The organism is Rheinheimera sp. MM224, from assembly GCF_947090785.1.
Lineage (GTDB): Bacteria > Pseudomonadota > Gammaproteobacteria > Enterobacterales > Alteromonadaceae > Pararheinheimera.
In genome coordinates, this window is sequence record NZ_OX352320.1 from 2,593,949 (window position 1) to 2,612,525 (window position 18,577).

At 47.0% G+C, this 18,577-nt stretch carries 19 protein-coding genes; 4 read left to right on the top strand and 15 right to left on the bottom strand.

Annotation, left to right across the window (positions count from 1 at the left end):
* Positions 1-2: 2 nt before the first annotated feature.
* Both rpmF and yceD read right to left on the bottom strand, forming a co-directional pair.
* Positions 3-170, bottom strand: coding sequence for a 50S ribosomal protein L32 (gene rpmF / locus OM978_RS12225; RefSeq protein ID WP_008898943.1), 168 nt, complete (start codon positions 168-170; stop codon positions 3-5).
* Between the two features lie 19 nt (positions 171-189).
* A complete protein-coding gene (gene yceD, locus OM978_RS12230) occupies positions 190-717 on the bottom strand; it encodes a 23S rRNA accumulation protein YceD (RefSeq protein WP_264342491.1) in 528 nt (175 codons plus the stop codon).
* A gap of 140 nt (positions 718-857) precedes the next feature.
* On the opposite strand from yceD, the gene OM978_RS12235 reads away from it, so the two are divergent.
* A complete protein-coding gene (locus OM978_RS12235; RefSeq protein ID WP_264342492.1) occupies positions 858-1,451 on the top strand; it encodes a Maf family protein in 594 nt (197 codons plus the stop codon).
* Positions 1,452-1,519: 68 nt separating this feature from the next.
* Here the strand turns inward: OM978_RS12235 and OM978_RS12240 are convergent, their stop codons facing one another.
* On the bottom strand, positions 1,520-2,167 hold the full coding sequence (locus OM978_RS12240; protein WP_233007384.1) for an HAD family hydrolase: 648 nt from the start codon (positions 2,165-2,167) through the stop codon (positions 1,520-1,522).
* Positions 2,167-3,126: a 23S rRNA pseudouridine(955/2504/2580) synthase RluC gene (gene rluC, locus OM978_RS12245; RefSeq protein WP_264342493.1), complete on the bottom strand. Its 960-nt coding sequence runs from the start codon at positions 3,124-3,126 to the stop codon at positions 2,167-2,169. The genes OM978_RS12240 and rluC overlap by 1 nt, the downstream gene beginning before the upstream one ends.
* Before the next feature lie 617 nt (positions 3,127-3,743).
* Here rluC and rne point away from each other — a divergent pair.
* Positions 3,744-6,884, top strand: a complete 3,141-nt coding sequence (gene rne / locus OM978_RS12250) for a ribonuclease E (RefSeq protein WP_264342494.1) — start codon at positions 3,744-3,746, stop codon at positions 6,882-6,884.
* A gap of 86 nt (positions 6,885-6,970) precedes the next feature.
* Here rne and OM978_RS12255 read toward each other — a convergent pair whose 3' ends face one another.
* The 3 genes from OM978_RS12255 to OM978_RS12265 form a co-directional block, all read right to left on the bottom strand.
* Positions 6,971-8,014: an alpha/beta fold hydrolase gene (locus OM978_RS12255; protein WP_264342495.1), complete on the bottom strand. Its 1,044-nt coding sequence runs from the start codon at positions 8,012-8,014 to the stop codon at positions 6,971-6,973.
* A gap of 9 nt (positions 8,015-8,023) precedes the next feature.
* A complete protein-coding gene (locus OM978_RS12260) occupies positions 8,024-9,034 on the bottom strand; it encodes a serine hydrolase domain-containing protein (protein ID WP_264342496.1) in 1,011 nt (336 codons plus the stop codon).
* 81 nt (positions 9,035-9,115) lie between these two features.
* The gene (locus OM978_RS12265) at positions 9,116-10,135 is read right to left on the bottom strand and encodes an alpha/beta fold hydrolase (RefSeq protein WP_264342497.1); all 1,020 of its coding nucleotides are present in this window, start codon (positions 10,133-10,135) and stop codon (positions 9,116-9,118) included.
* Positions 10,136-10,262: 127 nt separating this feature from the next.
* Between OM978_RS12265 and OM978_RS12270 the strand changes: the two genes are divergently transcribed.
* Positions 10,263-12,380, top strand: a complete 2,118-nt coding sequence (locus OM978_RS12270; protein WP_264342498.1) for a winged helix-turn-helix domain-containing protein — start codon at positions 10,263-10,265, stop codon at positions 12,378-12,380.
* Between the two features lie 43 nt (positions 12,381-12,423).
* Here the strand turns inward: OM978_RS12270 and OM978_RS12275 are convergent, their stop codons facing one another.
* From OM978_RS12275 to OM978_RS12295, 5 genes are all read right to left on the bottom strand, one after another.
* The gene (locus OM978_RS12275; RefSeq protein ID WP_264342499.1) at positions 12,424-12,798 is read right to left on the bottom strand and encodes a nuclear transport factor 2 family protein; all 375 of its coding nucleotides are present in this window, start codon (positions 12,796-12,798) and stop codon (positions 12,424-12,426) included.
* A gap of 82 nt (positions 12,799-12,880) precedes the next feature.
* The gene (locus OM978_RS12280) at positions 12,881-13,468 is read right to left on the bottom strand and encodes a flavodoxin family protein (protein ID WP_264342500.1); all 588 of its coding nucleotides are present in this window, start codon (positions 13,466-13,468) and stop codon (positions 12,881-12,883) included.
* Positions 13,465-14,358: a DMT family transporter gene (locus OM978_RS12285; protein ID WP_264342501.1), complete on the bottom strand. Its 894-nt coding sequence runs from the start codon at positions 14,356-14,358 to the stop codon at positions 13,465-13,467. The genes OM978_RS12280 and OM978_RS12285 overlap by 4 nt, the downstream gene beginning before the upstream one ends.
* A 110-nt stretch (positions 14,359-14,468) precedes the next feature.
* Positions 14,469-14,981 (bottom strand): GNAT family N-acetyltransferase, encoded by a 513-nt coding sequence (locus OM978_RS12290; protein ID WP_264342502.1) that lies wholly within the window; start codon positions 14,979-14,981, stop codon positions 14,469-14,471.
* Positions 14,982-15,377 (bottom strand): DUF4440 domain-containing protein, encoded by a 396-nt coding sequence (locus OM978_RS12295; protein WP_264342503.1) that lies wholly within the window; start codon positions 15,375-15,377, stop codon positions 14,982-14,984. It abuts the gene before it with no gap.
* 190 nt (positions 15,378-15,567) lie between these two features.
* Between OM978_RS12295 and OM978_RS12300 the strand changes: the two genes are divergently transcribed.
* Positions 15,568-15,939 (top strand): BON domain-containing protein, encoded by a 372-nt coding sequence (locus OM978_RS12300; RefSeq protein WP_264342504.1) that lies wholly within the window; start codon positions 15,568-15,570, stop codon positions 15,937-15,939.
* A gap of 65 nt (positions 15,940-16,004) precedes the next feature.
* On the opposite strand, the gene OM978_RS12305 is transcribed toward OM978_RS12300, so the two are convergent.
* The 3 genes from OM978_RS12305 to OM978_RS12315 form a co-directional block, all read right to left on the bottom strand.
* Positions 16,005-17,096 (bottom strand): phospholipase A, encoded by a 1,092-nt coding sequence (locus tag OM978_RS12305; RefSeq protein WP_264342505.1) that lies wholly within the window; start codon positions 17,094-17,096, stop codon positions 16,005-16,007.
* A gap of 169 nt (positions 17,097-17,265) precedes the next feature.
* Complete coding sequence (locus OM978_RS12310; RefSeq protein WP_264342506.1) at positions 17,266-17,712, bottom strand: GFA family protein; 447 nt, start codon at positions 17,710-17,712, stop codon at positions 17,266-17,268.
* 54 nt (positions 17,713-17,766) lie between these two features.
* A complete protein-coding gene (locus OM978_RS12315; RefSeq protein WP_264342507.1) occupies positions 17,767-18,561 on the bottom strand; it encodes a PhzF family phenazine biosynthesis protein in 795 nt (264 codons plus the stop codon).
* Positions 18,562-18,577: the final 16 nt, after the last annotated feature.

Genomic DNA, 18,577 nt, shown 5'->3' on the forward strand with positions numbered 1-18,577 from the left:
CCTTACTTAATTACTTTACGACCTTTGTAGTAACCATCTTCAGTGATGTGGTGACGACGGTGCGTCTCACCTGAAGTTGCGTCTACAGACAGCGTTGGCCCAGTCAACGCATCATGAGAACGACGCATGTCACGTCTTGCACGAGATTTTTTGTTTTGCTGTACAGCCATTGCCTTTCTCCTAAAAAAACTATTTTTTCTTCAATTCTTGCAATATTGCAAATGGATTCGGTTTTTCTGGTTCTGGTTCTATTTCTCCCCAGCTCATCTGCACTTTGGTTGGATCACAAGATCCTTCGTCGTGCATAGGAAACAAGGGTAAAGCCAGAATTAATTCGTCCTCAACCAATTGCCTCAAGTTAACTTCGCCGTGTTCGTTTTTTTCGACCACTTCGTAGCGCTCTGGAATATCGTCATGAGCCGAATCTTTGTCACTCCTTATCGGAGTGTATGCAAAACTGGTGTTCAGTTCCAGGTTCATGTGTTCGCTACAGCGTTCACACTTCACTTGTACCTGACAACGAGCCTGAGCTTCAATGAAGACCAACCCCTGTTCATCAGTTCCGCAATTTACTACTACGTCTACATCACCCTCAGAACTTACTAACGAGTCTGTTAATCTGGTTAAAGTAACCAGAGGAACTATACCATCAAAGGTTGCACGTTTCTGTGCAGCTCGGGTTGGATCAAGGGTAATTGGAATTTTTACCTTTTGCATAAGGCGCGCATCATATAGATCGAGGCTAAAGCTGTCAAAGGATTCCTGCCTCTTTTTTGTTAATTATTCCCGCCTAAACCGCTGTTCTGACGGCCGTTCTGGCGTTATAGTGCGGCGCATTGTCCCAACGAGGTGCTTTTATGTCAACTCAAGCTTTATATTTAGCCTCTACTTCTGTGTATCGTAAGGCTTTATTGGAAAAACTTACACCGAACTTTTCTACCGCAAAACCTGATGTAGACGAAACTGCTCTGCACGATGAAACACCGGAACAACTGGTTAGCCGCTTAGCTGTATTAAAAGCACAAGCTGTGGCCAATAACCTGACTGAAGGTTTAGTTATAGGTTCAGACCAGGTGGCTGTGTTTAACGGTCAAATCCTCGGTAAACCTCATACCGCTGAAAATGCCTATAAACAATTAAAAAGCTTCAGCGGCCATTGTGTCACCTTTTTAACCGGCCTGGCTCTGGTCAATGCACAAACCAAACAGCATCAGCTTTGTGTTGAGCCTTTTAAAGTGCATTTTCGTGAATTAACAGACGCCGAAATTCTTACCTATATAGAGAGAGAGCAACCACTGAACTCCGCTGGTAGTTTTAAAAGCGAAGGTTTGGGTATCAGTTTATTTGAAAAGCTCGAAGGCGACGACCCAAACAGCTTAATAGGCCTGCCGTTAATTCGTTTACTTGGCATGTTAAGAAATGAAGGGCGGGATTTGCTGACGCAACCTTGATTTGAGTCTGCGGTATCAATAGACGGGCGGGTACAAGACCCGCCCCTACAATTTACTATAAACAGAAATCAGAGTGCTGTTAACAGCTCTGGCAGCGAATCAATTATCGCTTTAGGCTGATAACGGCTTAGCTCTTCCCTGCCGTGCACACCATGAGTAACCCCAATACGTGGCATCTCTATAGCTTGCGCCATCGCCATATCGTGAATAGTGTCTCCGACCATAATAGCGCGGTGAGCGGGTAAGTTCAGTTCAGCCAGAATTTGCTTTAGCATATCAGGGCTGGGTTTAGATTCTGCTTCATCGGCGCAGCGGCTGGTGGTGAAGTACGGTTCTAATCCGGTTTCTTCAAACATCCGCTTTAAGCCTTTGCGTGCTTTGCCTGTCGCTACAGCTAACAACATGCCTTGTTGTTTCAGCTCCTGCATCACCTGCTCTGCACCTTCGAATAAAGGTGTCGGCGGATGTTCATGCGATAAATACTGGTCGCGGTAATGTTCAAACACAGTCTGGCGCTGCGTGCCATTGATACCAGGAAATAAAATATCAAACACAGGGTCCAGGCTCAGACCAATAATTTGTTTCACCTGATGTTCTGTTGGCACCACTAACCCAGACAGCTCTGCAGCAGAACGCATCGAAGACACAATACGGCCCACTGAGTCCATCACTGTGCCGTCCCAGTCAAATACTACTAAAGCGATATCCGAACTCATTATTTTCTCTTTAACTTTTCCAGCACGCTGCTTAACGCCTTATCCAAAGGCGCTTCGCAGGTTAATAAATTGCCAGTGCCCGGATGGGTAAAGGTCAGGGTTTTAGCATGCAAATACAAACGGTTTAAACCAAGTTTCTGCATTTGTGAGGTAAATTCGTTATCACCGTATTTATCATCACAGGCAATGGCATGACCTTTACAGGCGGTATGTACACGAATTTGGTGAGTACGGCCTGTGACAGGGAAAGCTTCAACTAAAGTGCCTTCCTCATAGCGCTGCAAAATTTTAAAGCGGGTTTCTGAAGGTTTACCTAAAGCTTCGTCCACTTTCACCACACGCTCGCCACTTTGTAAGGTGTTTTTACGCAGCGGATCTGTGACTTTTTTGATTTTGCTGTCCCACTGACCTGCCACTAAAGCCCAGTATTTTTTTTCCACTGTTTTTAAGCGCAGCTGTTCGTGCAGATTGGTCAGCACAGAACGTTTTTTTGCAATCAATAAACAACCTGACGTATCACGGTCTAACCTGTGTACCAGTTCAAGATGACGGGCGGTTGGACGTAAAGCCCGTAAAGCCTCAATCACACCAAAAGATAAACCGCTACCGCCATGCACAGCCATGCCTGTAGGTTTGTTCAGTACAATTAAATCGTTGTCTTCAAAAAGAATATGGCTTTCGAGGTTTTTCACCATCGCAAGACCAGTCGACACCGGTTCTTTTTCTGGCTCGTCATGAACCACCAGTGGCGGTACCCGCACCTGATCACCGGCTTGCAGTTTGTACTCAGGTTTTATTCTTTTTTTATTAACCCGCACTTCACCTTTGCGCAAAACCCGATAAATCACACTCTTTGGTACGCTCTTCAGCCGTGCCATTAAGAAGTTATCTATGCGTTGACCGGAATAATCGTCTTCTACATCAATATATTGCACCGGAGTTTTGATATTTTCAGTCATGCGTTTCAGTTACTCTGCTAAGCTTAAATTAAGTTGCTATTGGTCGCTAATTAGTGGGATAATTATCGGGCTAATTATGCCAAAAATGGCAATTAGGGCGCTCAAAGTGACGTAAGAGAAAATGTGAGGCACCGTTCGGGAGGCAGATCATACCGAATTCGTTGGGAAAACCAACGTATTTATACTCTGCGGGCGAGAATAACGCTAATTTGTCTGAAGTAATGCTGCGTAATTTATTACTGACAGAGACAAAACACAGCTTCCGGTCACTTAGGCAAAAAAAAATTGCGACAACGCAGCGCGGTATCGCGCGATCTCTGTGTCAGATCACAGCAAAAAACATTTAAGTGCGGCCCTGACAAGGCGGTACAAAATATACTGAAGCAGGTTTAAGTTAGAGTAAGTCGACAAGCGCGCAAACCAGGTTGGGCCTAGATCCAGCTAAATATGGCAGAGCAAATGCAGTCAACTCCAGGTAATGGTAGCCAGCAAAAGTATAAAATGAGTTAGCTCAAGCATTCCCAGTCGAGAGACTGCAGCATTGATATGTTTGACCATCTGAAACGCGGACGCAGGATGTCGTTGCGTTGTGGCCTATGTAATAGAGTCACAAAACAATGAAAAGAATGTTAATTAACGCCACGCAGGAAGAAGAAATCCGCGTAGCACTTGTCGATGGACAAAAATTATACGACCTGGATATTGAAAGCCCAGGACACGAACAGAAAAAAGCAAACATCTACAAAGGAAGAATCACCCGGGTTGAGCCCAGTCTGGAAGCCGCTTTTGTTGATTATGGCTCTGAACGCCATGGCTTTTTACCTCTGAAAGAAATCTCCCGCGAATATTTCCCTGCCGGTTATACCTTTGATGGTCGCCCAAATATTAAAGAAGTGGTCAAAGAAGGTCAGGAAGTTATTATCCAGATCGACAAAGAAGAACGTGGTCAAAAAGGCGCAGCCTTAACGACGTTTATCTCTTTAGCTGGTTCTTATTTAGTACTGATGCCTAACAATCCTCGCGCCGGTGGTATTTCCCGTCGTATTGAAGGTGACGAGCGTCAGGATTTAAAAGACTCGCTGGATCAATTACAACTGCCAGACGGCATGGGTTTAATAGTTCGTACCGCTGGTGTGGGTAAATCTCACGAAGAGCTGGATTACGACTTAAAAGCCTTATTAAAGCACTGGTCTGCTATTACTCACGAAGCCCAAAACCGCCCTGCTCCATTCCTGATCCATCAGGAAAGCAACGTGGTCTTCCGTGCTATTCGTGATTACCTGCGCCGTGACGTCGGTGAAATACTGATCGACAACCCACGTATTTTCGAAGAAGCCAAAGTTTATATTCAACAGTTCCGTCCTGATTTTGCCCACCGCGTCAAAATGTATCAGGGCGAAGTGCCGCTGTTTATGCACTTCCAGATTGAAACTCAGATTGAATCCGCCTTCCGCCGTGAAGTGCGTTTACCTTCTGGTGGCTCTATCGTCATCGACAGCACTGAAGCCTTAACTGCTATTGACATCAACTCGTCAAAAGCAACTAAAGGCGGTGACATCGAAGAAACAGCCTTTAACACCAACTTAGAAGCAGCCGATGAAATTGCCCGTCAGTTACGTTTACGTGACTTAGGTGGTTTGATTGTGATCGACTTCATCGATATGACGCCAGTGCGTCATCAACGTGAAGTAGAAAACCGCTTAAAAGACGCCGTAAAACAAGACCGTGCCCGCGTTCAGATTGGCCGTATTTCACGTTTTGGTTTACTGGAAATGTCACGTCAGCGTTTACGTCCTTCGTTGGGCGAATCTGCTACTCACGTTTGTCCACGTTGTCATGGCCGCGGCACTATCCGCAGCACTGAGTCTTCAGCTCTGTCGATTTTACGTTTAATCGAAGAAGAAGCCATTAAAGACAACACCAGTCAAATTCATGCTCAGGTGCCGGTTTCTGTAGCCACTTACCTGATGAATGAAAAACGTGATTCAGTACGCCGTATTGAAAGCCGTCATGGTATCCGGATTTACATCATTCCTAACGAGCATATGGAAACGCCAAACTATGAAGTGACGCGCATCCGTATCGACGAAGAGATTGAAGAGTCCAGCTACAACATGGTGAAAGCTCCTGCTATCGGCAGTGCTGTCTATCACCCAATCGGCGAAAACGTCAAAGAAAAACCAGCAGTATCCGCCATTAATATGGCTGAAGCTTCTGCCTCTGCGGCTGCATCACCAGCTCCAACAGCCCGTAAAGTTGAAGTAGCTGAAGTAAAAGATGCAGGCCCTGGTCTGGTCGATTCTGTGGTTGGTTGGTTTAAATCCCTATTCGCTGCTGCACCTGCGCCAGAGAAAAAAGTGGAAGAAGCGCCACGCCGCACGAATAACCGTGATAACAACAGACGTCGTAACAACAAGAATCGCCGCCGTCAGGAAGGGGATGAAAAAGTTGCAAAAGACGACAACGCAGCTCCAGCGAAAGCTGAGCGCACTACTGAGCGTAACCAGGAACAACGAGCTCCAAGACAGGATAAACCTCGTCAGGAACGTGGTGAACGCCCGGAACGTGGAGAGCGCACAGAGCGAGCTGAACGTGGTGAACGACCAGAGCGCACTGAAAGACCAGAACGTACTGAACGTCCGGAACAGAAGAAACCTGTATCAGAACGTCCAGCTCCGGTCAAAGCCGTAGAACAAGACGAAGAGCACAGCACTAAGATTGTTGAACGCCGTCAACGCCGTCAGATGCGCAAGTCTGTACGTCATGAAAAAGAAGGCGTTGAAGCAGTTGCAGTTGAAGTCGCTGTTGTAGCTACACCTGTTATTGAAACCGCTGTAGTTGCACCTGTCGCCATCGACACTGCTGTAGCGGAAATTGCCGCAACAGTACCAGTCAACGAAGCTGTTGCTGTCACTGAAGCGCCTGTTCAGACAGATGCTGTTGAAGCTGAAACTGTTGATACTGATGCTGTTGAAAGCACTGATGCGGAAAAAGAAGCAGCTGAAGGCCGTAGCCGCAGCCGTCGTTCTCCTCGTCATTTACGTGCTGCTGGTCAGAAACGTAAAAAAGAGCAACAGGACCAGGAAGCTGAAGAAGCTTTAGCTGCCCGTTACCCTGAAGATCAGGACACTGCGGTCAGCACTGAACAGCAACTGGATCTGCCTATCGCAGAAGAAGTGAAAGAAGCTGCTGTTGTTGAAGCTAAACCAGCTCCAGTCGTTGAAGCTGCACCTGTTGCTGTTGAAGCAGCTCCGGTCGCTGAAGCTGCACCTGTTGCTGTTGAACCAGCTCCGGTCGTTGAAACTGCACCTGTTGCTGTTGAACCAGCCCCGGTCGTTGAAGCTGCACCTGTTGCTGCTGAACCAACTCCGGTCGTTGAAGCTGCACCTGTTGCTGAAGAAGCTCCTGTAGTGGAAGCTGCATCAGTTGCTGTTGAACCAGCTCCTGCCGTTGAAACTGCTCCAGTTGCTGAAGAAGCTCCAAAAGCCAAAACACGTAAAGCGCCTGCGAAAAAAGTAGTAGCTGAAGTGAAAGCTCCGGTTGCTGCTGGTAACAGATACGCAAAAATGGTGACTGCGGATATGACTAAACCTGTGGCCAAAGCTGAAGCTCCGGCTACTGTTGAAGCAGCACCTCAGACAACCAGCATGGATAACAGCGAACGACCACTGGTCATCAGCTCTGAACGTCCTGGTGGCTCTGCCTCTGCCCGTCAGATGAGTGTTGCTCCTATGACCAAACCTGGTTCAGCTGAATAAGCTGGTTTAAAACCCAAAAGAAAGGCCACCGCAAGGTGGCCTTTTTGTTTAGATTGTCGCAGCGATAGCTCAATCGCTAAGCGTTTTTACTCCGATGCAAAATGCGTCAGTACCTTCTCAAGCACCTGCTGACGAATTTCATCCTGCTCAAACAAGAGTTCATGTTTTGCGCCTTTAATGACCTGCAAACCACCCACACAACCTGAGTTTGGATTATTTGCCAGTACAGTACAAAACTCTTGCTGCGCTGTAGCTGACACTAGCGTATCCAGCTCTGCCTGCATCACCAGCACAGGCATTTTGATCTTGTCTGACTGTTGTTGCATATCAGGTAATACGGCGCAAGCCTGATCCAACCAGCCCCAGGTTGCGCCACCTAATTGCAGCTGCGGATTGTCCTGATACAAAGTTTGCATCCACTGATAACGCTCTCTCGATCCGGTCAGCTCATTACCTTCAAAAGGCCCTGCGGCATAAGGCTTGTCCGCAAAACCTGCGTAACCTTCTGTGGAAAACAGTGTCACTGTTGATGCCAGACGACAGGCATCCCACTCGTCATAGGCCAGCTTGCCATTGATGCCATGCATAGGTGCAGACAAAGCGGCTTTTTGAAATACATCAGGGTGCTGCTGCAAATACAAGGTACTGATAGCTCCACCCATAGAATGGCCTAGCAGATACAAAGGCAGCTTCTGATCAGCCTGCACTTTTTCAGCCAGTACAACCCGACTTATCAACTGATGCATATCGTCAATATACTGTTGGAAATCTTCGATATGACCTTTGTGTGGATTCTCTGTTAAACGAGTCGACAGCCCCTGGCCTCTGTGATCAAACATCAGCACCTGATAGCCCTGCTGCGTCAGCTCATAAGCGAGTTCCTGATACTTCAGATAAGATTCAGTGCGGCCATTAACCACTACTACAGTGGCTTTCACCACAGTGGGTGTGATGACTACATAATGTAAGGTGTTGCCATCTGACAACTTCAGTTGCTGTGGTACAACGCCTCGCCAGAAAGGCGCAATCTGCTGTTGATACAAAACAGCGAAGTTATCTGTGGCCTTTGCCGGGGCTGTATACACGCCACAGAAGAGTGCGGCAGTCAGCAGTGAATAACTCAATTTCATAAATGGTCCTTATTTGTTCCTGCTCAGCAAGCCGATCACTGAATATCTTATTTTGTCATGGTAATACATTGCTCTGGCTAAATCCTTTGGATCCAGCGATTGATTTTCCAGCACAACTAAGGTCAGTTGATGCTGAGGGAAATGATTAAAAACTGAGACATAACCAGGAATATAACCGCTATGATTCCATTCAACTCCTGCTGCAGTTTGCGAAATTTGCAGCCCATAACTGTAATAGACTTCACCCCATCGGTGCGGACGTAACAGCCGTGGTGTTGTCATTTGTTGCAGGCTGGTTTTATTCAGCTGTTGCTGCATGCATAAAGGCAATACTGCAACATCAGCGGCAGATGAAATTAAACCACCACTGGGTTCTGCTTCAACCGGCATAAAACCTTTAATGGCTTTTAGTTGCCCCTGCTCTTCATGCCAGCCCTGATTTACCACGTCAGCCTTGTTGGCAAAACCAGAGCTGTGCATCTGGCATTGCTGCAATAATTGCTCAGCCAACTCAGCATACGGGCGCTTTGTGACAGCAGTCAGAATTTGCCCCAACAACTGGAAATTTAAATTGTTATAACGAAACTGACCATAGCTCTGCTGGGTACTGATATCCACCAGTCCAGAACTATGGCTCAGCAAATCAGCAACTCGTACTGACGCAGTCCAAGGCTGTTTAAGTTCAGGTAAATAGCGTTTTACCTGTGCCTGTAAATCCAGAGTACCATTCTGCACCTGCTGCATCACTAACAGAGCAGCCAGAGTTTTACTGATGGAGCCAACAAAAAATGCGCTGTGTTGATCAAAAGGCTTACCCTGTGAAGTACTGCCTTGCTGATAGTGCCATAAAACTTCTGTCCCTTGCATCAGCAAGGCTGAGCCCTGAAACGCGGGGCGACCTTCCATTTTTTCTTGTATTTGTTTAGTTAAAATTTCTGCATCAGAGGCTGAAAGTGGCACATCTGCACCCACTGTATAACCGGAGAAAAATAAAAAAGGGATTAAGCTGGCCTTGAACATAAGCTATTGAACTCAAAAAAGATCATAAAGACAAATGCCAAGTTTACCTTGAGCCTTTGACCTTGTAACCAGAGTCAGAGGTTATTTATTCACAGGGAACGCTATTAACCAATCCACAGCCTCTGTGATCGCAGCAGGCTGCTGAAAAAGCACCAGATGGTCAGACTGTTTAAGCTCTATATACTGACCACCAGAGCGCTCTGCTTGCTGTTTACTCCAACCATCCCCCTCCTGTTGCCAGGCCAGCAACTGCGTTTTTTGCTCAGGGTTTTGGTTGATTTTTTGTAGCTCAAAATCTGAATTGATCACAGACACTGGCCGCTTAGTGTAGAAAGGCTGAGCCTGATAGGCATCCAAATCGTCAGCGTAGCTGGCAATTTCTTTCGCCCTGTTTTGTTGACGTTCAATCCGAAGTCGCTGCTGTGCCATAAAATCAAAATAGGCCCAGTCCATTTGGTCGGCATAGTCTGTCGGAACCAGCTTTTGCACCAGTTGGCGTTCTTGCTGCAGCTTTTTAGCAGTACGATCTGTCCAGACACCCGTTTTTAACTCAGGTAGAAGTTGTGCCAGATTCGCCTTATACCAGTCGGCTGGATAACCTTTGTACAAAGTAATGAAACCTGGCAGAGGAATATCCGGGTCAATCAGCAGCAGCCCCTGGAGCTTTAGTGCAGAATTCTGATGAGCAAATAACAAACTGGATACAGAACTACTGGCAAAACTTAGCAGCAGGATTTCCGTTTCATTCAACTCAGTCAAAACTAAGGTTAAGTCTTCTGCAAAACGCCTATAGGACGGATTATTTACCTCTGAACTCAGGCCCTGACCCAATCTGTCTATGGCATAAGTTCGGTATTTTGCGGCCAACACCGGTTGCAGTAAAGCAAACCAGCCACTGTCACTATGCCAGTGCTCATTGGGGCCAGACAGCAATACGACGGCTGGCCCTTTGTGTTCCAGCCCTGCAGAGCGCAGCTGAAACTCTGCGCCGTCAGCTTTAATGATCCTCACGCCTTCAGGTAAGGTTTCTGCAGCTTTTACTTCTGCCGTGTTTATCCAGCCTATCACAGCGTAAAACAACAGCCACTTCAACAGTGTCATTAGGGTGCTCCATCTATAAAACTCTGATGTTGCATCAGAAAAAGACAGTAAGAACACAAGTGTGAAGGACATTTTTATGATAAAAAGCTTACCCTTGGCCAAAGCATCTTTCCGGACTTTTTGATCTATGCCTGCACACCACACTCATCAGCGATTTTTGATTGGTCAACTGACCTTTGACTCCGGCAGCCGGGAGCTAAGCTCTGCGACAGAAACCTTGTATCTGGAGCCTCAGGCCTATCAGCTGTTATCTCTTTTTATAGCAGCCGAACAAGGCCAACTGAGCCGCGACCAAATGATTGAGCAGCTGTGGGCTGGTCGGGTGGTCAGCGAAAGTGCGATTAATAAATCAGTGTCTTTATTACGCAAAGCCTTTGCTCAGTTAGACCCGGCAACGACTTATATTGAAACTCTGCCTAAAGTCGGTTATCGGCTTTGCCAGAGTGTGACGCCAGAAGTGACAGAGATGTCTGAAAAGGCAGAGACTGTACAACAAGAAATAAATTCACCAGCCGAACCTGCCATAGCGGTTGAGACCACCACTGCAGTGCACACAGCTGTAGTAAAAAGCTCTGGCCTCAAAACCAAACTGATACTGGGTGTGCTCTGGACTGCCCCTCTGCTGTTTTTTGTGTTGTGGTTTTTTATTACGCTGGCACCCGAACCAGAAAAACTGCCAACGCCTTATATCAATGAACCCGTGCCCGTCAGTCATGCCCAAGGGGTCGAATATAATTTAAGCCTGAGTAAAGATGGCTCTAAGTTACTGTATTTCTCTGCAGAAGCTGAAAAGCTCCAGCTAATTTTGCAGCAACAGGCAGGCAAAAAGCAGTTGTTGTCCGAAGACAAAAACCTTATAACAGCGGCCTTAAGCCCGGATGGTTTACAAATACTGTGGGCAAAACAACAGCAGCAAGGCTGTGTTGTTGAGTGGTTTTTAATCGAAGCACCGGATCAGAAGAAAACAGTGGCACAGTGCAACACTGATTCAGTGATGAAAGTCGGCTGGCAAAATGATAGCAAAGGCTTTTACCTACGAGACAGAGCAGACAAAACCCAGCCTTATGCCTTAAGCCGTTACCGTTTGGATACTATGGCCAAAGAGCAGATCACCAACCCACTTACCGCAGAAAGTCCGACCGGAGAGCTGGCTTTTGCCGAATCTGATGACGGTAAAAAACTGGCCGTATTGCGTTATCTGGAAAACCAACAAACGCTGTTATTAATACTCGATAGCAGCAGCTTTGCCGTTTTAAAGCAGAAGACCTTGCCACTGCAGGCAACGAATATCGACTGGTTAGCCGGTCAGTTACTGCTAAGTAAAGGTGCAGAACTGCTGCAATACAATGCTGACACAGATCAGCTGGAGTTCTTGTTTTACACAGGCCGCTTTGTGCAATCGCTTGCTGTGGTGAATCAACAAATTTATTACGCGGACTATGAACTGGACGCAGATATCTGGCAGCACGATTTAAACGCCAATACCGCCAGAATTCGTATAGGCAGCAGTAAGGTCGACCGCATGCCACGCGTGAACCATAAAGGCGACCTGGCTTTTTTAAGCCAGCGCAGTGATAAAGAGCAAATTTGGTTACAACCTGCAGGTCAAAACGAGTACCAACTGGCTGACTTACCAGGTACCCCTGCTTTTGTGCGACTGCAATGGTCACCGGATGGCGAGTCGCTGCTTTTTAGCAAAGACGGTGCTTTATGGCAGCTGATGGTCGCTTCAGGTCAAAGCAGAGTGTTAGTTGCGCCGGATAAACAGGTGGAAGTGGCCAACTGGATGGAAGATGGCACAGGCATTATTTACAGCAGTAAACAAAGCGGCGACTGGCAGTTGTGGCAACTGGATTTGAAAACAACAGCAAGCAAGCAACTGACACAACAAGGTGGCTACAGCGGTTATCTGGTGAAGGACCAGCTGTATTTCAGCAAGTTTCATCAGGATGGCTTATTTGTACTGAATCTAACCTCTGGCGAGGAACAGCAGCTGATCACTGATTTTAACAAAATCAACTGGCTGAACTGGAGCTTGTCCGACGGCCAGATTTATTACTATCAGCCTGATCAGGGTATCCGTCAGTATCAGCTACAAAACAAAGACAACAGTCTGCTGCTGGCCACGCCGGAGCGTTTTGTTCATCATTACGATATTCAGAACCAGCAGCTGTTTTATGTCAAAGCAGGTGTGCCTAAAGGCGATATTTATAAGCTGGAACCTGTCATCGACAAAACAAAGTGACAGCCATGCCAACGAAGAACAATGCTCCTTCGAACTGCATTGGCTAAAACAGCACTGGCTCCCCCAACTGAAACAGGGCTTTGACAATCAGGCCCTGTTTCACCTGATAACTACATAACATCTCCACCTGACCACGGCCTTGTGGGAAGTTACGCTGGATCATTTCATGGTCTATCACCCAATCCCCCATCACCATGCGGTTTAATAGTTTTGCATGCAGGTCAGGTTCGGAAAAACGCAGACTGATACGCTGCTGCATTTCATCGTGGCCTCTGGCTAATACAGCACCGTGAAAATCCAGCTGTACCGCATCCGGATGGTAACAAGAGAGCCAAGCTGTGATGTTTTTACTGTTGTACGCATCCAGTTGCTGCTGGACCAGCTGCACTGGCTCCATCTGTTTTATTGTGTTTGTCATCAGAGTTTTACCTTGTGATAAAACTCTGATGATCGGCAAAAGCCGTGCAAAACACCAGCTCTGCTTTGGAAACTCAGAGTTGCTAGATTAGCTCTGTTTTATGCTCCGCCCGTTTTAATAGACCGGCGACACGAACAACACGCTGCCCCAGATAAAAAGCGGTCTGCAAATCAGGTTCTTCTATAGCACCATCCACGGCTCTGACTATCACGCCGGCCTGAGCTCCAAGCCGGTTGGGCGCCTTCACATCACCAGCTCCAGCTAAATCCAGACCTGCCCAGAGCATACCGTGCTGTGCCGCCAGAATTTGTAAGTAATGCAGGCTATGTAATGTATCTCCACAGTAGCCCGTGCCTACAGTAAAACCAGCAGCCACTTTATCGGACCAGAGCTGTTCACCCCAGTGATCGCCCGCCGTGGCATCAGCAAAGGCTTTAAACTGCGCCGATACGGAACCCATAAAAGTAGGAGAGCCAAAAATCACTGCATCCGCCTGATCGATGGCCTCAAGCACGGCGCTATTTTTGTAACGCCCTTGTGTTATGTCTTCCCCTTCAATTCGAAGTAACTGCAGATCAACCGCAGTTACTGAACGACAACCTGCGGCTATAGCTTTAGCCAACTGCGCTGTAGTGCCTGTGACTGAGTGATACACAATGACAATCTTCATTGGCTGGCCTCCGCTTTTACTGGCATCACAGCTGCTGCGGTTTTATGTTGGCCTAGCCAGACGCCAGTCAGCACCAATACCATGCCCAGGCTTTGCACCAAGGTCAGATGCTGGTCCAACACCACCAAACCAAGCACTGTGGCACTTAATGGGCTTAGCAAGCTAAAACCTGTGACTGCACTAGCCGACATTCGCATCACGCCTCGCAGCCAGAACACATAAGTCAGGCCGGTACCAATCAGACCCAGCCACAGATAACCCAGAATATGAGTCAGGCTGAGACTTTGCGGCAGAGTTTCCACACTAAAAGCGAGCGGTAATAAAAATAAGCCGCCGACACTAAGCTGCCAGCTGGTGAGCACCAGCGCACTGACCGGAGGTTGCCACCTTTTCGTTAATAAGGTGCCACAAGCCATTGCCAAAGCACCGGCCGCAGCCGCCATTACACCTATGCTATCCAATTGGGCGGCTGGCCCCAGCACCAACAGAGCAACCCCAAGCAAACCTGAGAAAGCTGCAATCCAGCTGAGCCACGAAGTGCGACCACCCAGCACTGCGCAGCTCAACATCACCACGACTAAAGGCTGAATAGCCCCCACTGTCGCTGCTACACCACCGGGTAAACGATAAGCGGCGACAAAGAGCAGTGCCTGAAATACACCAATATTTAAAAAACCTAACAAAAATATTTTCCCCCACCAGCCTGCTGCTGGTAACTGACGTAACCATAGCAACATCAAAAGTCCAACCGGCAAGGTACGTAAAGCAGCAGATAATAGAGGTACATCAGGAGGTAAAAACTCTGTGGTGACTAAGTAAGTACTGCCCCAAATCAGCGGGGCTAAAGCGGTTAACCAGGGATCATACCAACGGGATACAACTGAACTCATTACAGAACACTCCTTTTACAGTGCTTAGTGCACAGATTTAAAATCTGCCGCCACTGTAAAAGCTCAGGTTAACTTGAGGTCAAGAAGAATTTAAATGATTTTTTAATAGCTTAGAGTTTCAGCCACATCAGATAACCAGCAACAGCTTTGCCCTGCACTATGGCCACGTGCGGTATCGTTTCCATCTGTTGAAAACCAGCTTTTTTTAGCACCTGCATAGAGGCCTTATTTTCTGTCGCAACACAGGCAAACAAAATAGCTAATCCCATCTGCTTAGCCTGTTGGATTAACTCATACAAAGCGAAACTGGCGACGCCTTTGCCTGACCAATGTTCAGCGATGCGATAGCCGACATAAGCAGATTTTGTCACCTGGTCGATGTCTTTGATATTGGCTCGGCCAATCAGCTCCTTGTCTGTATTAAAAATCAGTGTCGGCAAGGCCAGAGCCTGCTGTTTTAACAGCAAAAACTCCGCAATATGCTGCCGTACGGCTTCTGGCTGATAAAATTCGTCCGGTCTTGCTTCAATTTTTTGTTCAAAAAAGCTTTTGTGGGTCAACTCAAATTGAAGCACAACCTCAACATCCTCTGGCTGTAAAGCCCGGATAGAATAACCAGACATTTAAACAGGCCCACTCGCTGGCAGCACCGCTGTACCCTGATGGAACACCATTTGCCAGCCCAAGCTATTGAGTTGCCATAAAGAGCTGCGCAGCGACAGTTTAGTTTGCATCTCGCCCGCTTTACGTAATTTGGCTTTGTAGAGCACCTGAGCCAAATCTTTAGATAATAAACGCACTTCAAAATCAAAGGCCTCTACCGAAGGAGCTTGTTCTTCCGGTAAGCGTTGCAACACATGGGCTTTACCAAAACGCACACCGGAGGCTGCGATCTCTTCAAAATCCTTGGCGATCAACAGATTTAACAGCGCTTTACTCCGTCTGGTTTCGGGTTGCTGTAACTGTAATTCCAGTGTAATCAGATGTTCTGTTAACGCTTTATATTGTTCGGATCTCACAATAGCCCATCCTGTCATTGATGCGAATTCGCCGTTTTACCTTAGTTGGCCGAACAGACGCAAGTAACAGCTGCAAGTTTTTCTGAAAACATGACAAATCAGGTTCGGTAGCGCACAGACCCCAAAGCGAGGCAAGTTCAGTATCAAGCTATCCGACCTCCACACAGTTCGGCCCAACGGAGACTTTGTTATGCGCTTATCTACTGGTTTTACATCATCTTTGATACTGCTTGCGGTTTTTACATTGGCCGCCTGTGATAAATCAACACCAACCTATCCTACCTCTACTACAGCGGAGGATGACAAAAGTGCAGTCGCAACAGTAGCCGACAGCCCGGTTCCGGTCGCCATTTCAGACGCAAACATCAGTAATGATGTCAAAACAGCTTTATTGCGTGATGAAGATTTAAAGAACTTCGTAATTACTGTGGTATCCACCAAAGGTGATGTGCTTTTGACTGGTGTCTTAAACAGTCAAAGCCAAATAAATCAGGCCATCCTGATCACCGAGGGTGTTATTGGGGTTAAAACTGTCCATGACGAATTAACAATACGCCCTTAACTTAAGCGGTGTTTTTAAGCAAAGCCCGCTAACGCGGGCTTTTGTGTTCAGCAGGTCCTGTTTTATCAGAAGTTAAACAACATCACCCCTATACCCATACTATTTTGCCTGAAGTTATAATCCAGTAAGGTTTCACCATAACCGGAAAACATCTGCAAGTGCCAGCGCAGGCCATCCATCTTAGTGCTGTCAACCGGATAGGTTAGATCCAGTTGCCATGACCCACGGCTTAAATATGAAAAATCGTTGCGCCAGGTCAACATCGCAGTTGCATCTCCGGGTAACCAGTTGGCGCTGATTTCATGGCTGCCGATATAGTCTATTAAATCCGGGTTATCGTCTTCATCGCCATTTTCTGAGATGCGCTGGTTATAACGCCAGTTCAGGCCAAACTCGCCTTTGTCGATTGCTAAACCTGCGTACACTTTATTCCAGCTCCGCGACAACGGCTTCGCCTGGCCATTGGACTGATGGGCTATACCAAACTGCAACATACGGACTTGCCAGTCGCCAGGTAAATCGCCCCATTGTTCAGTCACGGGTACTACATAAATCAGCTCGGGCTGATAATCTGTATTTCGAAAAGGGGCCGAATCCTGATTATTCCACAATTGCCACATAGAGCGTTGGCTAAAAGCAAACCATAAGTCAGCACCAGGCAATAAAAACTCTGTCATCAGCTTGGCCCGTAACGAAATTTGCAGCTTACTTTCCATCTGCTTGTAGTTTTCGCTGGCTTCAGCCTGACCCCGGGTTGGACTTTGGGGCGCTTTATTTATATTGGACGTGATATGAGCAGGCAAAAAGAAGTTAGGCTGGTAGGTGCGAAAGATAAACCGATCGCGTTTTTCTTCTGGAGTTAACTCCCAGTATTTTTGCATCACAGTCGCCACAGCGACAGGCTCTGACACCACATCGGTTTCAGCCACGACCGCAGGTTTGACTTCAACATCAGCCTCCACAGCAGCTTTTGTTGTCGTTTTAGTCTCTGTTAGCACCGTTGCTGTAGTGCCAAAGATCCGGTCATAACACGCCAAACGCTCGTTGTTATCAAGAGTGCCCTGACAAACGCTGACATCCTGGGCTGAGACAGCAGCACTGACCGAACTCAGCAGTAGAAATCCAGTCAGTTTTGATTTTTTGTGTCCTTTATTCACGCCAACTCCCGTAGCCAAAAATGATGTTCCACTAGTATAAGACTTAAATATAAACAAGGACTTAATGACAAAGCTTTTATCGTCGAACCTTGAACAAAATTCCGGCATGGATCAGGCCCTATCTGCAGACTGGGCCACAAAAATCTATGCCACTATTTTTTGCTGAGTTCTATTCGGAGCCAAACAAAGCAAAGACCTCAGCCCCTGTCAGTTCCGTTGTCTTATTGGCAAAACAATACCAACCAGGTTTTTGTTCAATAAAAATCTGATGATCGAACATCACATCCTTTAACTGCTCAAATAAACCCACGGGCATAAAATACTGGCTATTTTGTTTCAACCGGTAAAACAGATGGGTACCGCAGTTATTGCAAAAACCTCGTTCGGCCCAGTCCGATGAGTTAAAAGTGGAGACAAAACAGGCACCATCCAATTTGACTTCAGTACCGCAATCCACAGTAAAAAGTGGTCCGCCAGACCATTTTTGACAATGCTGGCAATGGCAAACGCCTGCCCTCAGTGCCACGTGTTCTGCTTTAACTTTGACTTTTCCGCATAAACAACGGCCATGAACTACATGCTGAGTGAGCTGAACTTGCGGGCTTGACGCTGACATAAGAAGGCTCCTTATGGATACACAATCCCAGCCTACTGGATTTAACTTTAGATGTTAAGCAATTGTTGCGTTAACTCTGGTCAGATGCGGTAAATAAACAGCCTGCGTCTTTAGATGCAGTTGTTGCGCTTTAATCACTACTGAAAAACTGGCTGGTGTTGCAGAAAGTTGTTTCACTTTAAGCTCTGTAAGACCGCTTTTTGCGGCCCAATAAGGTGCCAGCGAACACTGTGCAGAACCTGTGGCTATGTCTTCGTCTATAGAAATAGCAGGAGCAAAATAACGCAGCACATAAGTATCAGGAGCGCAGAAGGCGGTAATAATTAACGCATGTTGAGACAACTGGCGTATCAAGTCAAAATCAGGCTGATACTGCTGCACGGCCTGCTCATCGGCCAGCACCAGCACTAAATCGCGGGTTTGAAAATATTCGACAGGCTGACAAGCCAATAATGCTGTGGGTAATTCAACGAGAGTTTCAACATCAGAAGGCCATTGCGGCAGGCTCATTTGTAGATAGTGAGTATTGGCTTGTACTGTTAACTCACCATACTCACTTAAAAAGCTATAACTGCCCTCACCTTTTAACTGACGCACTAAAGCTGCTGCAGCTAAAGTGCCATGACCACATAAGTTGATTTCCTGTGTACGGGAAAACCAGCGAATATGGTACTGATAAGGACTATCTGCAGCGGGTATGATAAAAGCCGTTACCACTTGATCAGCTTCGCGGGCTATATGCTGCAACACCTTGCTGTCAGGCCATTGACTGAATAAGGCGCAGGCTGCGGGATTTCCGCTTTTTGCTTCATCGGTAAAGACTTTAAAAAAATACAGCGGCGCTTCCATGCCTTTCACCCTGTCC